At 60.0% G+C, this 14,775-nt stretch carries 14 protein-coding genes; 9 read left to right on the top strand and 5 right to left on the bottom strand.

What is annotated here, in order from left to right; translation table 11 throughout:
* Positions 1-41 precede the first annotated feature (41 nt).
* Together CLU84_RS00095 and CLU84_RS00100 are read right to left on the bottom strand one after the other, a co-directional pair.
* Positions 42-431 (bottom strand): hypothetical protein, encoded by a 390-nt coding sequence (locus tag CLU84_RS00095; RefSeq protein WP_099735369.1) that lies wholly within the window; start codon positions 429-431, stop codon positions 42-44.
* A complete protein-coding gene (locus tag CLU84_RS00100) occupies positions 424-1,827 on the bottom strand; it encodes an acyclic terpene utilization AtuA family protein (RefSeq protein WP_099735370.1) in 1,404 nt (467 codons plus the stop codon). Before CLU84_RS00100 ends, CLU84_RS00095 begins: the two co-directional genes overlap by 8 nt.
* Before the next feature lie 83 nt (positions 1,828-1,910).
* On the opposite strand from CLU84_RS00100, the gene CLU84_RS00105 reads away from it, so the two are divergent.
* The gene (locus CLU84_RS00105; RefSeq protein WP_099735371.1) at positions 1,911-2,807 is read left to right on the top strand and encodes a LysR family transcriptional regulator; all 897 of its coding nucleotides are present in this window, start codon (positions 1,911-1,913) and stop codon (positions 2,805-2,807) included.
* 138 nt (positions 2,808-2,945) lie between these two features.
* Here the strand turns inward: CLU84_RS00105 and CLU84_RS00110 are convergent, their stop codons facing one another.
* Entirely contained in the window at positions 2,946-5,135 is a 2,190-nt protein-coding gene (locus tag CLU84_RS00110) for a malate synthase G (RefSeq protein ID WP_099735372.1), read from the bottom strand.
* Between the two features lie 489 nt (positions 5,136-5,624).
* Between CLU84_RS00110 and CLU84_RS00115 the strand changes: the two genes are divergently transcribed.
* Complete coding sequence (locus tag CLU84_RS00115; protein ID WP_099735373.1) at positions 5,625-5,984, top strand: hypothetical protein; 360 nt, start codon at positions 5,625-5,627, stop codon at positions 5,982-5,984.
* Positions 5,985-6,059: 75 nt separating this feature from the next.
* Here the strand turns inward: CLU84_RS00115 and CLU84_RS00120 are convergent, their stop codons facing one another.
* Positions 6,060-6,746: a response regulator transcription factor gene (locus tag CLU84_RS00120; RefSeq protein ID WP_099735374.1), complete on the bottom strand. Its 687-nt coding sequence runs from the start codon at positions 6,744-6,746 to the stop codon at positions 6,060-6,062.
* A gap of 11 nt (positions 6,747-6,757) precedes the next feature.
* Positions 6,758-7,972, bottom strand: a complete 1,215-nt coding sequence (locus tag CLU84_RS00125; RefSeq protein WP_099735375.1) for a PAS domain-containing sensor histidine kinase — start codon at positions 7,970-7,972, stop codon at positions 6,758-6,760.
* A 390-nt stretch (positions 7,973-8,362) separates the two neighbouring features.
* Here CLU84_RS00125 and CLU84_RS00130 point away from each other — a divergent pair, with 390 nt between their 5' ends.
* The 7 genes from CLU84_RS00130 (at position 8,363) to lptB (ending at position 14,763) form a co-directional block, all read left to right on the top strand.
* Positions 8,363-9,298: a LysR family transcriptional regulator gene (locus CLU84_RS00130; RefSeq protein ID WP_099735376.1), complete on the top strand. Its 936-nt coding sequence runs from the start codon at positions 8,363-8,365 to the stop codon at positions 9,296-9,298.
* A gap of 85 nt (positions 9,299-9,383) precedes the next feature.
* A complete protein-coding gene (locus CLU84_RS00135; protein WP_099735377.1) occupies positions 9,384-9,830 on the top strand; it encodes a DUF2214 family protein in 447 nt (148 codons plus the stop codon).
* Between the two features lie 82 nt (positions 9,831-9,912).
* Positions 9,913-11,622, top strand: a complete 1,710-nt coding sequence (argS, locus tag CLU84_RS00140) for an arginine--tRNA ligase (RefSeq protein WP_099735378.1) — start codon at positions 9,913-9,915, stop codon at positions 11,620-11,622.
* Between the two features lie 28 nt (positions 11,623-11,650).
* Positions 11,651-12,379: an SPOR domain-containing protein gene (locus CLU84_RS00145; RefSeq protein WP_099735379.1), complete on the top strand. Its 729-nt coding sequence runs from the start codon at positions 11,651-11,653 to the stop codon at positions 12,377-12,379.
* A 168-nt stretch (positions 12,380-12,547) separates the two neighbouring features.
* Positions 12,548-13,198, top strand: a complete 651-nt coding sequence (locus CLU84_RS00150) for a thiol:disulfide interchange protein DsbA/DsbL (RefSeq protein WP_099735380.1) — start codon at positions 12,548-12,550, stop codon at positions 13,196-13,198.
* A 129-nt stretch (positions 13,199-13,327) separates the two neighbouring features.
* Positions 13,328-13,984, top strand: coding sequence for a lipopolysaccharide transport periplasmic protein LptA (gene lptA, locus CLU84_RS00155; protein WP_099735381.1), 657 nt, complete (start codon positions 13,328-13,330; stop codon positions 13,982-13,984).
* Positions 13,981-14,763, top strand: a complete 783-nt coding sequence (gene lptB, locus CLU84_RS00160; protein WP_099735382.1) for an LPS export ABC transporter ATP-binding protein — start codon at positions 13,981-13,983, stop codon at positions 14,761-14,763. The genes lptA and lptB overlap by 4 nt, the downstream gene beginning before the upstream one ends.
* The last annotated feature ends 12 nt before the right edge of the window (positions 14,764-14,775 follow it).

The raw sequence follows: 14,775 nt of genomic DNA on the forward strand, positions 1-14,775 counted from the left end.
TCGGATGTTTGTTGTGGAAAGGTCGAGGCGATCTATGTCGTCTATTCGTTGTCGGCCGGGCCGGCGAAATGGGGCCGCAGCCGCGGCATATGTTTGGCAGGGATGTGGATGGGCATTTGCAGCACGCGATAGCACAGGGTCTTGCCATGACTGTCGAGATTGAGAGCATCGTTGACGCCGCCATCCAGCACATCGTCCAGCACCAGATTCATGGCCTGTAGCTGGGGCAGCAGATAGCGCTTGACCTGGCTGGGGCGGCGGTCGGCAAACAGTGCGCGAGTCGCATCCTCGGTGACCTGTTCGCAGATCAGCTCCCAGAACTCGGGGTGCCAGGTAATGACGCTGATATTGGAACGGTTGCCTTTGTCGCCGGTGCGGCCGTGGGCCAGGCGGTATAGTGGAATGGCGATGGTGTTGCAGGCCTCAGACATGGCTAGCCTCCTTGGCGTTCTGGGCTGTTTGCGCTTCGGCCCAGATGAATCCGGTACGGATCTGTTCCTGCGCTACCAGGCAGGAGGTCAGGCCCAGGCGCTGGCGCATATGGGTGCGCACGCCGCCGCCACCGGCGGGGCCGCAGCAGTACAAGGCATTGATTTCGCGCGGCAGGCGGGCAGCGGTGGCGTGCTCCTCGTGCTGCCAGGCCATGCGAAGGCGCACATCGGCAGTCGCCTGGCTGAGGTCGGTGTGGCTCAGCCAGTCGCTGGCATCATTGCCCCAGACGCTGGTGACGCCAATCAAGTCGGTGCGCAGCGCGGCGATGCCCGCGAGGCGCTGCGCAATGGTCTGACCGGCCAGGCGGGCACGCTCGGCAGCGCGTGGGCCGGCATAGGAGATTTCGCCCTCGGCAAACCAGCCCGTGGCATAGCAGACGTTGACCTTGAGCGTGGCTGGCCGCGCATGGCCTATCACCCCTTGCAGGCGCACCCGGTTGGGTGCCAGGGCAATGACTTCCGCTTGCGTGATATTGGCCACGACATCAGGAGTGAAGTACTGGGCGGGATCGTGGATTTCGTAGAGCAATTGCTCCTTGATGGTGGCCGTGCTGATGCAGCCACCCGTGCCCTGAGGTTTGAAAATGCTGCAATGGCCGTCGGCATCGATCTCGGCAATCGGGTAGCCCAGCTGATCCATGCCTGGCACATCTTTGTAGCCAGGGTCGGCGAAGTAGCCGCCGCTGACCTGGGTACCGCACTCAAGCAGATGGCCAGCCATGGTGGCGCGGGCCAGTCGGTTCCAGTCATCCCAGGCCCAGCCAAAGTGGGCCATGGCCGGGCCGACGACCAGGGAGGGGTCGGCCACCCGGCCGCAGACCACGATATCGGCACCGGCCTGCAGCGCATCGGCAATCGGACGCGCGCCTATATAGGCATTGGCGCTGACCAAGGGCTGGCTGGGCATGCGCTGGGCCAGCGCTGCTTGCAGCAAAGGGCGATGCTCGGGCGCACTCAAATCATCGCCTTGCACCACGGCAATGCGCGGCGTTTTGAGGCCTAGTTCTTGCGCCAAGCCGGCAATGGCACGGGCCGCACCTGCGGGGTTGGCTGCCCCGAAATTGCTGACGATGCGAATGCCGTGCTGCAGGCAGTCGCCCAGCACCGGGCGCAGAAAATCCAGCATCAGCGGCTCAAAGCCCGCATCGGGGTCGCTTTGGCGCGCCAGCTGGGCCAGGGCCAGAGTGCGCTCGGCCAGGGTTTCGAAAATCAGCACGGCGGGCTTGGCCTGGCGAATCAGCTCCTGTACGACCGGGCCTGCTGCATCGGTGCGGTCACCGGAAAATCCGGCGGCGCAGCCAATCAGCAACGGTGCTTGGGATGGGGTTGGGGTCACGGTGTTGTCTCCTGCGATCCACTATAGGTAAAGCGATATCAGCAGTAAAATCGATTATTGAGATCAATTGATTTGCATCGCAGATGAATCTATCGACACGGACGATTCAGGCTTTTCTGGCGCTGGTGGAGCTGAAAAACTTCACCCGCGCGGCCAGCCATTGCCATCTGTCCCAGCCCGCCTTCAGTGCCTTGATCAAGTCCCTGGAAGACAGCGTCTGTCTCAAGCTGTTTGACCGCAGCACGCGCCATGTGCAACTGACGCCTGAGGGCGAGCGTTTTCTGCATTCCGCCTTGCGCATACAGGCCGAGCTGCAAGCCTGTGAAAAAGCCATGCGCGATACGGCTTTGCTGGCCCAGGGCCGTGTGGCCGTGGCCTTGTTGCCATCGCTGGCCGCAGGCTGGCTGCCCGATGTTCTGCAGCAGTTTCTGGGTCAGCACCCCGGGGTGGAAGTGGCCGTGCTGGATGTGCTTTCCGAGCCCTGTATTGCCGCCGTGGGCAATGGCGAGGCCGACTTTGCGCTGGCAGCCATCCGTGCCGACACGCCCGATCTGCAGGCCGAGCTGTTTTGCAGCGACGACTTTCACCTGGTCTGCCGTGAAGACCATCCCCTAGCGGGGCAAGAGACGCTAGGCGTTGCCGATCTGCTGCCGTGGCCTTTTGTGCATCTGGCACGCCACAGCAGCGTGCGCCAGTACCTGGATGCCGCTTTTTTTCCGCAGAGCATGCATACCCTGGTCGAAGTGGAGCAACTGGCCACGGTGATGGGCCTGGTGCATGCGGGTCTGGGCATCAGCGTGGTGCCGGCGCTGTCGCTGTTTCATTTCGACAAGCCGGGCTTGATCACGCGGCCGCTATCTTTGCCGGGCATGGACAGACAAATCTATCTGGTGCGGCGGCGAGAGCGCAGCCTGTCGCTTGCAGCGCAGGCGCTTTACCGCTTGATGCTGGAGAAACGTCCGGGATTCTCGCAGACATAAAAAAATGCACTTCCGGGGAAGTGCATTGATGACCAAGCAAATTTGATAGCTGTGTGCGCCTTGTTTCATTGAGTTTTCAGAGATAACAATCTCTGAAAACATCAAGAGCGGGCGGATACAGCTATCTATTTGATAGTTTTACTGGCCAGCCTTGACCTTCAGACGCCAGGCGTGCAGCAGGGGTTCGGTGTAACCCGAAGGCTGTTCCTTGCCCTTGAATACCAGATCCAGAGCGGCTTGGTAAGCAGCGCCATCGGGGTTGGCCGCCAGGCTCTTGTACAGAGCGTCGCCAGCGTTTTGCTCGTCCACGATCTTGGCCATGCGGGCATAGCTGTCGCGCACCATAGCTTCGGTCACGATGCCGTGCTGCAGCCAGTTGGCGATGTGCTGGCTGGAGATACGCAGCGTGGCGCGGTCTTCCATCAGGCCCACGTTGTGAATGTCGGGCACCTTGGAGCAGCCTACGCCCTGGTCAATCCAGCGCACCACGTAGCCCAGAATGCCCTGTACGTTGTTGTCCACTTCCTGCTGCTTTTCAGCATCAGACCACACGGGGTTGGTGGAAACGGGCACTTGCAGAATGGCGTTCAGCAGGTCGTCGCACTCCGCGTCGGCGTTGGGGCTTTCCAGACCCTTTTGCACTTCGGCCACGTTGATCTGGTGGTAGTGCAGAGCGTGCAGTGTCGCGCCGGTGGGCGAGGGCACCCAGGCGGTGTTGGCACCGGCCTTGGGCTGAGCAATCTTCTGCTCCAGCATGGCCTTCATCAGGTCGGGCATGGCCCACATGCCCTTGCCGATCTGAGCGCGGCCGCGCAGGCCCATGGAGAGGCCGACCAGCACATTGCTCTTTTCATAGGCAGGCAGCCAGGCGCAGGTCTTCATATCGGCCTTGCGAACCATGGGGCCGGCGTACATGGCGGTGTGCATTTCATCGCCCGTGCGGTCCAGGAAGCCGGTGTTGATGAACGCAACGCGCGCAGGCGCAGCGGCAATCGCTGCCTTCAGGTTCACGCTGGTGCGGCGCTCTTCGTCCATGATGCCCAGCTTGACGGTGTTCTCTGGCAGGCCCAGCACTTTTTCCACGCGGCCAAACAGCTCGTTGGCAAAGCCGGCTTCGGCAGGGCCGTGCATCTTGGGCTTGACGATGTAGACGCTGCCGGTGCGGCTGTTCTTGATGCCGTTGGCACCGCCCTTGAGGTCATGAATGGCGATGGCCGTGGTCACCATGGCGTCCATGATGCCTTCGGGGATTTCCTTGGCTTCAGCGCCCCACAGAATGGCGGGGTTGGTCATCAGGTGACCGACGTTGCGCACAAACATCAGCGAGCGGCCATGCAGCTTCACGCTCTGGCCGTCGGCACCGGTGTATTCGCGGTCTGCGTTCAGGCCGCGGGTCACGGTCTTGCCGCCCTTGTCAAAGGATTCGGTCAGCGTGCCCTTGAGAATGCCCAGCCAGTTGGCGTAGCCGTTGATCTTGTCTTCGGCATCCACGGCGGCCACGGAGTCTTCCAGGTCCAGAATGGTGGACAGAGCCGCTTCCAGCACCACGTCGGACACACCTGCTGCATCGGTGCTGCCGATGGGTGTGGATTTGTTGATGATGATGTCGGCGTGAATGCCGTTGTTCTTCAGCAGCACGGAAGTGGGCGCTGCTGCATCGCCTTGGTAGCCGACGAACTTGGCTTCGTCCTTCAGGCAGGTCTTGCTACCGTCCTTCAACGACACGACCAGCTTGCCGCCTTCTACAGCGTAGCCTGTGGAGTCTTTGTGCGAGCCGCTTGCCAGAGGCGCAGCCTGATCCAGGAAGTCGCGGGCGAATGCAATCACCTTGGCACCGCGCACAGGGTTATAGCCCTTGCTCTTCTCGGCGCCGCCTTCTTCGCTGATCACATCCGTGCCGTACAGAGCGTCGTACAGCGAGCCCCAACGGGCGTTCGCGGCGTTCAGTGCGTAGCGGGCGTTCAGAATAGGCACGACCAGCTGGGGGCCAGCCTGGACGGCCAGTTCGGCATCGACGTTCTCGGTCGTGGCCTTGGCGTCCTTAGGCGACTCGACCAGATAACCGATGGTCGTCAGAAATTTGCGGTAGGCCACCATGTCGGTGATGGGGCCGGGGTTGGCTTTGTGCCAGGTGTCCAGCTCGACTTGCAGGCGATCACGCTCGGCCAGCAGAGCGGCATTCTTGGGGGCCAGGTCGGCCACGATCTGGTCGAAGCCCTTCCAGAAGGCTTCTTGATCTACACCAGTGCCGGGCAGCACTTGGGCGTTCACAAAGTTGTACAGCTCGGTGGCGACTTGCAGGCCGTGGACTTGGGTGCGATCAGTCATGTGGAACCTCGATTGATGTCTCAGATATTCAGGAGTCGGTGCCCATGAAGGGCAGCATGTAGGAGGACTTTATTTGAATTCTTTCAGTACATAAAGAGCCTAAATAGTTCGGAACTCATGATGTTTTTATATGGAGTCTGCCGGATTTATGCGTTTTACCCACCGAAATCATGATGTTGATCAGTTCTGATTCCTCTTGACTGGCATGAATCGGCAGAGTGCAACTCTGGCGTTACAGACTGAAGGCGTGCTGGATACAGACAGACTCCTGAAAGAGTAGCTTCAAACGCTATCTTTTATTGGGCTAAGACTTTGTTTGATAGGTATTTTTGCAGGTGAGTTAGTGAGATTTAAGTAAGCGTGTACTCGCGTAACGCGGGTTCTTGTCTGTCATAAATTGACAATCGAAATCAGAAATGATTTGTTAAACTTGCAACCAGTTGATCATTCTTTGATTTTTGTCAGTCAATTTTTACCAAGGAGCCCCCGATGGCGAATTTGAACGATAGCTTGCAAGATTTGATGACCCTGGATGGCGCTCTGTGCGCGGCGGCGGTGGACTACAACAGCGGCATGCTGCTGGGTAGCATCGGTAGCGGTGTGGATCTGGAATTGGCGGCTGCAGGTAACACCGAAGTGGTGCGCGCCAAGATGAAGACCATGAAGTCTCTGGGTCTGAACGACAGCATCGAAGACATTCTGATTACGTTGGGCCGTCAATACCACATCCTGCGCCCTGCAGAAAAGATCAACGGCATCTTCATCTATTACGTGCTGGACAGCAGCCGCGCCAACCTGGCTCTGGCACGCCGCAAGATTGCGGACGTTGAGTCCAAGATGGAAATGTAAGCTTCGCGCTTGGCTGAAACTAATGAGCCAACAAAAAACGGACCCTTGGGTCCGTTTTTGTTTTTGGGTGCTAACTCAAGCCGCAATCAGTGGGGCTCGGAACTGGTAGCCCACTTTTTGCTGCGACTGCAGCGGTACGGCCACAGGCGTTGCGCGTTCAATGCGGCGGCGCAGGCGGTATATGGTCGCGTGCAGGCTGTTGTCTGAATCGGCAGCACTGGTGTGACCGAGCAGACTGCGAATGTGGTCGCGGCTGACGGTTTCGCCCTGCGCCTGCAAAAAACATTCCATCAGCATCCGGTCTGTGGCACTCAGTTCTACGGACTGCCCATCGGGCGCAGTCAGTACGCTGCGTCGGCTGTCCAGCTTCCAGGCCGTGGCCGTCTTGGCCGTGGTCATGATGCGGCGATGTACGGCGCGTACGGCCAGTTCCACCTGCTCAAAGGTCACAGGCTTGGTCAAATACATGTCGGCACCGGCGTTGATGACTTCGGCAAATACTTCGGGCCCCAGTCGCCCTGAAACGATGAGCACTCCGGCCTGTGTACGTTTGCGGATGATGCGGATCAGCTCGGTGCCGTCCACCCCCGGCAGCATCAGGTCGAGCACATAAAAGTCAAAGCGGTAAGGGGCGACATCGGCCAGCAGGTCGCTGCTGTCGCTGTAGGCGGTGACAGCTATGCCCTGGCTGCGCAGATGCTGGGCCAGAAATTCACAGTATTCGGTGTCGTCGTCAACCAGAGCAAGGGTGGCAGGCAGCATGGCGGCGGTTCTTATTCAGCAAGACCTTGGGGGATGATCAGACGCATGACCGTGCCATGCGGGCTGAGAGGCAGTGCCTCTACTGTACCTTGGTGTAACTGGAGCACGGAACGCACGATGAACAGGCCCAGTCCCGCGCCCGGACGGTTGTGGCTGTGATTGCCGCGCGAGCCTTTGTCGAACAGGCGAGGCAGCAGTTCTGCCGGAATGCCTGGGCCTTGGTCAATCACTTCCAGAATCAGGGCCAGTGGCTCGTCAGATTCTGAAATACGCAGCGCCACCTGCGTTTCTGCCGGGGCGTAGGCCAGTGCGTTGTGCAGCAGATTGCGAATGGTCAGCCGCATCAGCGCCGGGTGCAGCTGTACGGTGCGTGGCTGGGCCTGCCACTGCACATCAATGCGCGGGCGCAGGTCAGCCGCAATATCGTGCAGCACCAGCTTGATGAGGGTGGGGAGATCGGTTTCGCTCGATGCACCGGCCTTGCCGCCCACGGCCAGAATGGTGCCAGCGGCCAGTGTGTTGTCCAGCGTACCAATCACTTGCTGCAGCACATGCTCGGCGCGTAGCAAGGCTTTGGTGGCGGGGGTGGCGTCGGCCAGGTGCAGGTCGTCAATGGCTTTGAGTGTGGCCTGCATGGCCGCCGATGCATTGTTCAGTGGCTGGCGAATCTCGTGCGAGAGCAGTTGCAGCATCTCGTTGTGCTCGGTCAGCATGGCAGTGCGCCAGTCCAGCAGGGTGCGCAGCTTTTCCAGCTCAGCATCATCGTCACGGTGGCTGCGCAACTGCTCCTGCAAGGACTTCAACTGCTCGTGCTGGCGTGTGATGACGGTGCCGCGCGCATATTCGCGGCCCACATCGTTCAGCGTCATCAGCACCTCGTGCCGGCCCTGCGCATCTGCAGCGCCGGGGGTGAGCTGTATGCGGCGGTGGCGTTGGGCACCAAAGTCGTCGTGCCGGGTGTCGTCGTATTCCTGTCGCTGGCCTTTGCCTGCGGCGGTAAAGCGCGGGCTGTGGGTTTGCCAGACGGCATCACTGAGCAAGGGCTGCAGAGGCTGGCCTGTGGCGCTGTCTGGCGGTACGTCAAACCACTGGCACCACGCGGGCGTAGCCATAAGCAGATGACCTTCAGCATTCCAGATTGCATAGCCTTGACCGGACTGGCCCAGCAAGTCGACGAGCTGGGCGGGGAGCACGCAAGGGTTGGCAGACAGAGGTGAAGAGGTCATGACTTCGGGTAGTGCCGATCGTGTAAATGTGTTTTACAACTCATCGATTTAAAGGCGCCGCTGGCCTGCAAGCTCATGGCGCAGGCGAATAAGCGATATTCCCTACCTAGGGAAAACGGCAAATTTTGCTATAAAGGTATATAAAGACTAAAGATTCCTTTGCAATTTGTGACTTATAGTTAGGCTATATCGAAATATAGTCACACAGGTGACAGGCATGTAGCACTGATTGCGCACTGGTAAAAGTGATAGCAGCTAGCGCTCTTGCTTAAAGGACTTTCGCTAAAAACATTTAAATAATCAAGGCTGCTTGTGCGGTGGGCGCTCTTTTTTTTAATAAAGCGCCCAGCTGACACAGGAGACAACACGGATAAGACAGGAGCAGCGGTCATGGACAAACTCAAAGCATTTGAGTCTTTTGTATCAGTAGCGACCCGAGGCAGCTTGACGGCTGCCGCCAAGGCCGAAGGCGTAGCGCCCGCCATCATGGGACGCCGACTGGATGCTCTGGAAGAGCATCTGGGCGTGAAGCTCATGGTGCGTACCACGCGCCGCATCTCGCTCACCCACGAAGGCAGCGCGTTTCTGGAAGATTGCCAGCGCCTGCTCTCCGATGTGTGCAATGCCGAGGCCAGCGTTTCCGCCGGCGGCGTCAAGGCCACGGGCCATCTGCGCATCACCGCCCCTGCCGGCTTCGGCCGTCGCCACGTCGCACCGCTGGTGCCGCGTTTCCGCGATCTGCACCCCGATGTCACCATTTCGCTGAATCTGAGCGACCGCGTGGTCGATCTGGCCGGTGAAGGTTTTGACTGCGCTGTGCGCGTGGGTGACCTGCCCGACTCGGCTCTGGTCAGCGTGCGCATTGCGGACAACCGCCGCCTGTGCGTGGCTACGCCCGCCTATCTGGATCGCCGCGGCACGCCCAAGCACCCCAGCGAACTGACGCAGCACGACTGCCTGACACTGTCGTCGGACGCATCGCAGACGCGCGGCTGGGCCTTCCGCATTCCTCACCCTGAAAGCGGCAGCAGCGAAGTGGTGCACTTCAAGCCGGGCGGCCCGCTGGACTGCTCCGACGGTCAGGTATTGCACGACTGGTGCCTTGGCGGCTGGGGCATTGCCTGGCGCAGCACCTGGGAGGTGGAGGCTGAAATTGCCGCAGGCCGCCTCGTGCCCGTGCTGGAAGATTTCGCCGCACCGCCCAACGGCATCTTCGTGGTCTTCCCTCAGCGCAAGCACATGCCTTTGCGCGTGCGCATGTGGATTGACTACCTCAAGCATCACTACAACCAGCCGGAATTTTTCCGCAACGGCTTGCTGGCATGATGCAAAGGTAAGGAGGGCGGAGCATGCATTCGTCGCCCCTGCGGAATGTTTCGGCAGGGTTTGATGAGCATTCCTCCGCTGAGTCATGACCTTTGAAGCCGTTCTCGCCAGCGCCCACCTGCTGGCTATTTTGACGCTGGTGGTGTTTCTCTCCAGCCAAGCCGCTTTGTGCCGGGTGGAGTGGATGAACGCCGCCGTAGTGCAGCGCCTTGCCAGGCTGGACATGATTTACGGCATTGCCGCCATCGTGCTGCTGCTGACCGGTATTGCGCGTCTGGTCTGGGGCGTCAAGGGCATGGGCGGCTATGTGGCATCGCCGCTGTTTCATATCAAGATGACCCTGTTCGTCATCGCCGTGCTGCTCTCGCTCAAGCCCACTTTTACCTTCCGCCGCTGGAAGAAGGCGCTGGACGCCACCGGCCAGTTGCCCGCTCCCGAAGAAGTCAAGCAAACCCGCAAGTGGGTGATGTGGCAAAGCCATCTGGTGCCGGTGATTGCCATCGTCGCCGTCTTCTGGGCGCGCGGCATGTAATTTTGTGGGGCTGCAACGACTTGTTGCGTCCCTGCAATCCAGCTTAGCTGCGCAGATCAAGGCAGCCACGTAAAATCACCGGATGCTTTCCGTCAAACAAGAATTGCTCGCGGCCCTGGCTGCTGAGCTCGAAACACTCTCGCCCGGCGCTGGCGCACGCGCTGCGTTTGAAAACCCCAAAGTGGCAGCCCATGGCGATTTCGCTTGTACGGCAGCCATGCAACTGGCCAAGCCCCTGAAGGCGAACCCTCGCGCTCTGGGTGAGCAGCTCAAAGCCGCGTTGGAAGCCACACCCGCTTTCCAGAAATGGGTGGATGCGATCGAGATCGCCGGCCCCGGCTTTCTGAACATTCGCTTGAAGCCCGCTGCCAAGCAGGAAATCATCCGCGAAGTGCTGGCGCAGGCCGAAAAGTTCGGCTACCAGGCTGATCGCGGCGAAAACATCCTCGTCGAGTTCGTCTCCGCTAACCCCACAGGCCCATTGCATGTGGGCCATGGCCGTCAGGCTGCGATTGGCGACGCCATCAGCAATCTGTACTCCACTCAGGGCTGGAAGGTACACCGCGAGTTCTATTACAACGACGCGGGCGTGCAGATCGATACCCTGACCAAGTCCACGCAACTGCGCGCCAAGGGCTTCAAGCCCGGTGACGAGTGCTGGCCTACTGACAGCGACAACCCGCTGGCCAAGAATTTCTATAACGGTGACTACATTGCCGACATCGCCAAGGCTTTCCTGAACAAGGAAACCATCAAGGCTGATGACCGTGAGTTCACCGCCAATGGCGATGTTGAGGATTACGACAATATTCGCCAGTTCGCCGTGGCCTATCTGCGCAACGAGCAGGACAAGGACTTGCAGGCCTTTCACCTCAAGTTCGACGAGTACTACCTCGAGTCGAGCCTGTACGAAAACGGCCATGTCGAAGCGACGGTCAATCGCCTGATCGCCAACGGCAAGACCTACGAACAAGACGGTGCGCTGTGGCTCAAGTCCACCGACTACGGTGACGACAAAGACCGCGTGATGCGCAAGACCGATGGCGGCTACACCTACTTCGTGCCTGATGTGGCTTATCACATTCAGAAGTTCAAGCGCGGCTTCACCAAGGTGGTGAACATTCAGGGCACCGACCACCACGGCACCATTGCCCGCGTGCGCGCTGGCCTGCAGGCGGCCGATGTGGGCATCCCAGAGGGCTACCCCGATTACGTGCTGCACACCATGATTCGCGTGGTGAAAGATTGCGAAGAAGTGAAGATCAGCAAGCGCGCAGGTTCTTACGTGACGCTGCGCGATCTGATCGAGTGGACCAGCAAGGACGCCGTGCGCTTCTTCCTGCTGAGCCGCAAGCCTGACACCGAGTACACCTTTGACGTTGACTTGGCCGTGGCCCAGAACAACGAGAACCCTGTGTACTACGTGCAATATGCCCATGCCCGTATTCAGTCCGTGCTGCGTGCATGGCAAGAAGCTGGCGGCGCTGGCGTGCCCGCGCTCAAGGACGTGGATCTGTCCGCACTGGAAGGCCCTCAGGCTCAGGCCCTGATGCTGCTGCTGGCCAAGTACCCAGAGATGCTCACCGCCGCCGCCGAAGGCAATGCACCGCACGATGTGACGTTCTACTTGCGTGATCTGGCTTCCAGCTATCACAGCTACTACGACGCTGAGCGCATTCTGGTGGACGACGAAAAGGTCAAGCTCGCCCGCCTGGCCCTGGTCGCCGCCACCGCTCAGGTGTTGCACAATGGTCTGGCCGTGCTGGGTGTAAGTGCACCCGAGCGCATGTAATCAAAGCAGAAAGCGTTAAGCGACTGATATGAAGAACCAGCAACGCGGTGGAACCATCCTGGGGCTTATCTTTGGCATGGTTATCGGCCTGGCTGCGGCTCTGGCCGTGGCCATTTATGTGACCAAGGTGCCTGTGCCGTTCCTCAACAAGGGCGGCAACAACAACCAGCGTGATGCCGCCGAGGCCGAGCGCAATAAGAACTGGGACCCCAACGCCCCGCTGCAAAGCCGCCAGCCCGCGCAGCCCCCCGTGGCCACGCCTGTGCAGCCGCCCAGCGAAGTGACGGTAACGCCCCCCACGCCTGCGGCCCAGCCCACAGCGACGGGCGGTGTGACTACGCCTGAAGTGCCAGCAACACCCTCAAAGCCGGTGGCTGAAAAAGAAAAGCCCAGCAAGCCCGCCACTGGCGATCCGCTGGGTGATCTGGTCAAGGAGCGTTCTGCTGCTTCTGAAAAGGCCGAAAAAGCACGTGCTGACAAGGAAAAAGCGGCTGCGCAGGCACCAAGCTCCTCTGATACTGCCTTCAACTACTTTGTGCAGGCCGGTGCTTTCCGCGGGCAGAGCGAAGCCGAAGCGCAGCGCGCCAAGCTGGCCATGCTGGGCTGGGAGTCGCGTATCAGCGAGCGTGAGCAAAACGGTATTACCGTCTTCCGCGTGCGCGTGGGTCCATTTAGCAAGCGTGATGACGCCGAGCAGCTCAAAGGAAAGCTCGATGGCGCTGGTGTGGATTCCACGCTGGTGAGGTCGGGGAAATAATCTTCCCTCTGAGCGGCTGCGCCGCGTCCCCCGAAGGGGCAGCAGCATCGCTGCGGGGCGGCCCTGGCTTGATGCTTCTGGCCTGCCCGTTGTTAGTTTTAGGGTTGGCTGAACTTTTTGGAGCTTGTTGGCTCTGATACTGCAGACCTGATACAGGAGTTTGTTTAGATGAAACGTCGCGAATTCTCTCTGGCTGCTTCGGCAGCTGCTGCCGGTGCCCTGACTTTGGGTACGTCCTCCAGCTGGGCCCAAGCCGCAGCCCCCAAGGAAGGCAATGACTACATCAAGCTCGCCAAGCCTGCCAGCGTGAGCGCACCTGCCGGCAAGGTCGAGGTGATCGAGTTCTTCTGGTACAGCTGCCCGCACTGCAATGCGTTCGAGCCCCAGTTTGAAGCCTGGGCCAAGAGCCAGCCTGCCGATGTGGTGGTGCGCCGCGTGCCTGTGGCTTTCAATGCCTCCTTCCTGCCCCAGCAAAAGCTGTACTTCACACTGGAAGGCATGAACCTGCTGCCCCAGCTGCACGCCAAGGTGTTCCGTGCCATTCACGTGGAGCGCAACGGTCTGAAGAACGACGATGCCATCTTTGAATGGATCGGCAAGCAAGGCGTGGATGTGGCCAAGTTCAAGGAGGTCTACAACTCCTTTACTGTGGCCAATCAGGCGCGCAAGGCTGCGCAGCTGCAAAACGAGTACGACGTGGAAGGTGTGCCCGCCATGGGCGTGGCCGGCCGCTACTACACTGACGGCACCAAGGCCGGCAATATGGACAACGTGCTGCGCGTCGTCAATGCGCTGATTGCCTCCAGCCGCAAGGCATAAGGTCGGTGACTAGCGTCATCAAGCCTTGATACTTAGCAAGCCCGCCGCCGTGCGGGCTTTTTTATGGGTGTTTTTTACGCAAGTCCTAAAAAGGGAATGACTACAATGGATGCAAGAAACGTGCCTTCCATGAAAAAATCACTCCTACCTCTTGCGCTGGCCTGCGCCCTGGCAGCAGCGACCGGCATTACGCATGCCGAAAAAGCCGACAGCGCCAAGCCCATGAATATCGAGGCGGATGCGCTGCGCCACGACGAGCTGCAGCAGACCAGCGTCTTCACCGGTAATGTGGTGATGACCAAGGGCACCATCGTGCTGCGTGGCGTACAGCTGGATGTGCGCCAGGATGCCGAGGGCTACCAGTTCGGAGTGATCAAGGCCGAGCCGGGCAAGCGCGCCTTCTTCCGCCAGAAGCGCGACAGTGTGCCGGGTCAGCCTGAAGAATTCATCGAAGGCGAAGGCGAAGTCATCGAGTACGACGGCAAGGCCGATATCGTCAAGTTCATTCGCCGTGGCGAGATGCGCCGCTACCGTGGCGGCCAGCTCAGTGATCAGGTCACCGGCTCCATCATCGTCTACAACAACATCACGGACGTCTATACGGTCGATGGCGAGAAGACCAGCGGCGGCTTGCCCAGCTCTTCCATCGGTCAGGGCGGTCGTGTGCGCGCCATCATGGCACCCAAGGAAGGCACGCCGGGCGCTCAGCCCAAGCCTGCGACACCGGCTACGCAATTGCGCCAGAGCATGACTCTGGGTGGCGAGAAGGCGGACGAGAAGAAATGATTGAGCCCACCTTCTCCAGCAGCCGCACCGGCGAGTCTACGAGTCGTCTGGAAGCCAAGCATCTGGCCAAGTCCTATGGCAGCCGCAAGGTGGTCAAGGACGTGTCCCTGTCCGTGCAAAAAGGCGAGGTGGTCGGTCTGCTCGGCCCTAATGGTGCGGGTAAGACCACATCGTTTTACATGATCGTGGGTCTGGTGCGCAGCGATGGTGGCGAGATCTTTATTGATGGTCAGCCTGTCGGAGGCATGCCTATTCACCAGCGCTCGCGCCTGGGCCTGTCCTATCTGCCTCAGGAAGCATCCATCTTCCGCAAGCTCAGCGTGGAAGACAATGTGCGCGCCGTGCTGGAGCTGCAAAAAGACGAGCAGGGCAAGGCGCTGACGCAGGGCGAGATCGAAAAACGCCTGACCGGCCTGCTGCAGGAGCTGCGCGTTGAGCACCTGCGCCAGTCGCCCGCGCTGGCGCTGTCCGGCGGTGAGCGTCGCCGCGTGGAAATCGCGCGTGCACTGGCGACTCAGCCGCGTTTCATTCTGCTGGATGAACCCTTTGCCGGTATCGATCCGATTGCCGTGATCGAGATTCAGCGCATCATTGGCTTCCTCAAGGAGCGCGGCATTGGTGTGCTGATTACCGACCACAACGTGCGCGAAACACTGGGCATTTGCGACCATGCTTTCATCATCAGCGATGGGCATGTGCTGGCCGAAGGCACCCCCGAGGAGATTGTGGAGAACGCCGATGTGCGCCGCGTCTACCTGGGCGAACATTTCCGTATGTGATGAGCGCAGGCT

It is taken from the genome of Comamonas sp. 26, from assembly GCF_002754475.1.
Taxonomy (GTDB): Bacteria; Pseudomonadota; Gammaproteobacteria; order Burkholderiales; family Burkholderiaceae_C; genus Comamonas.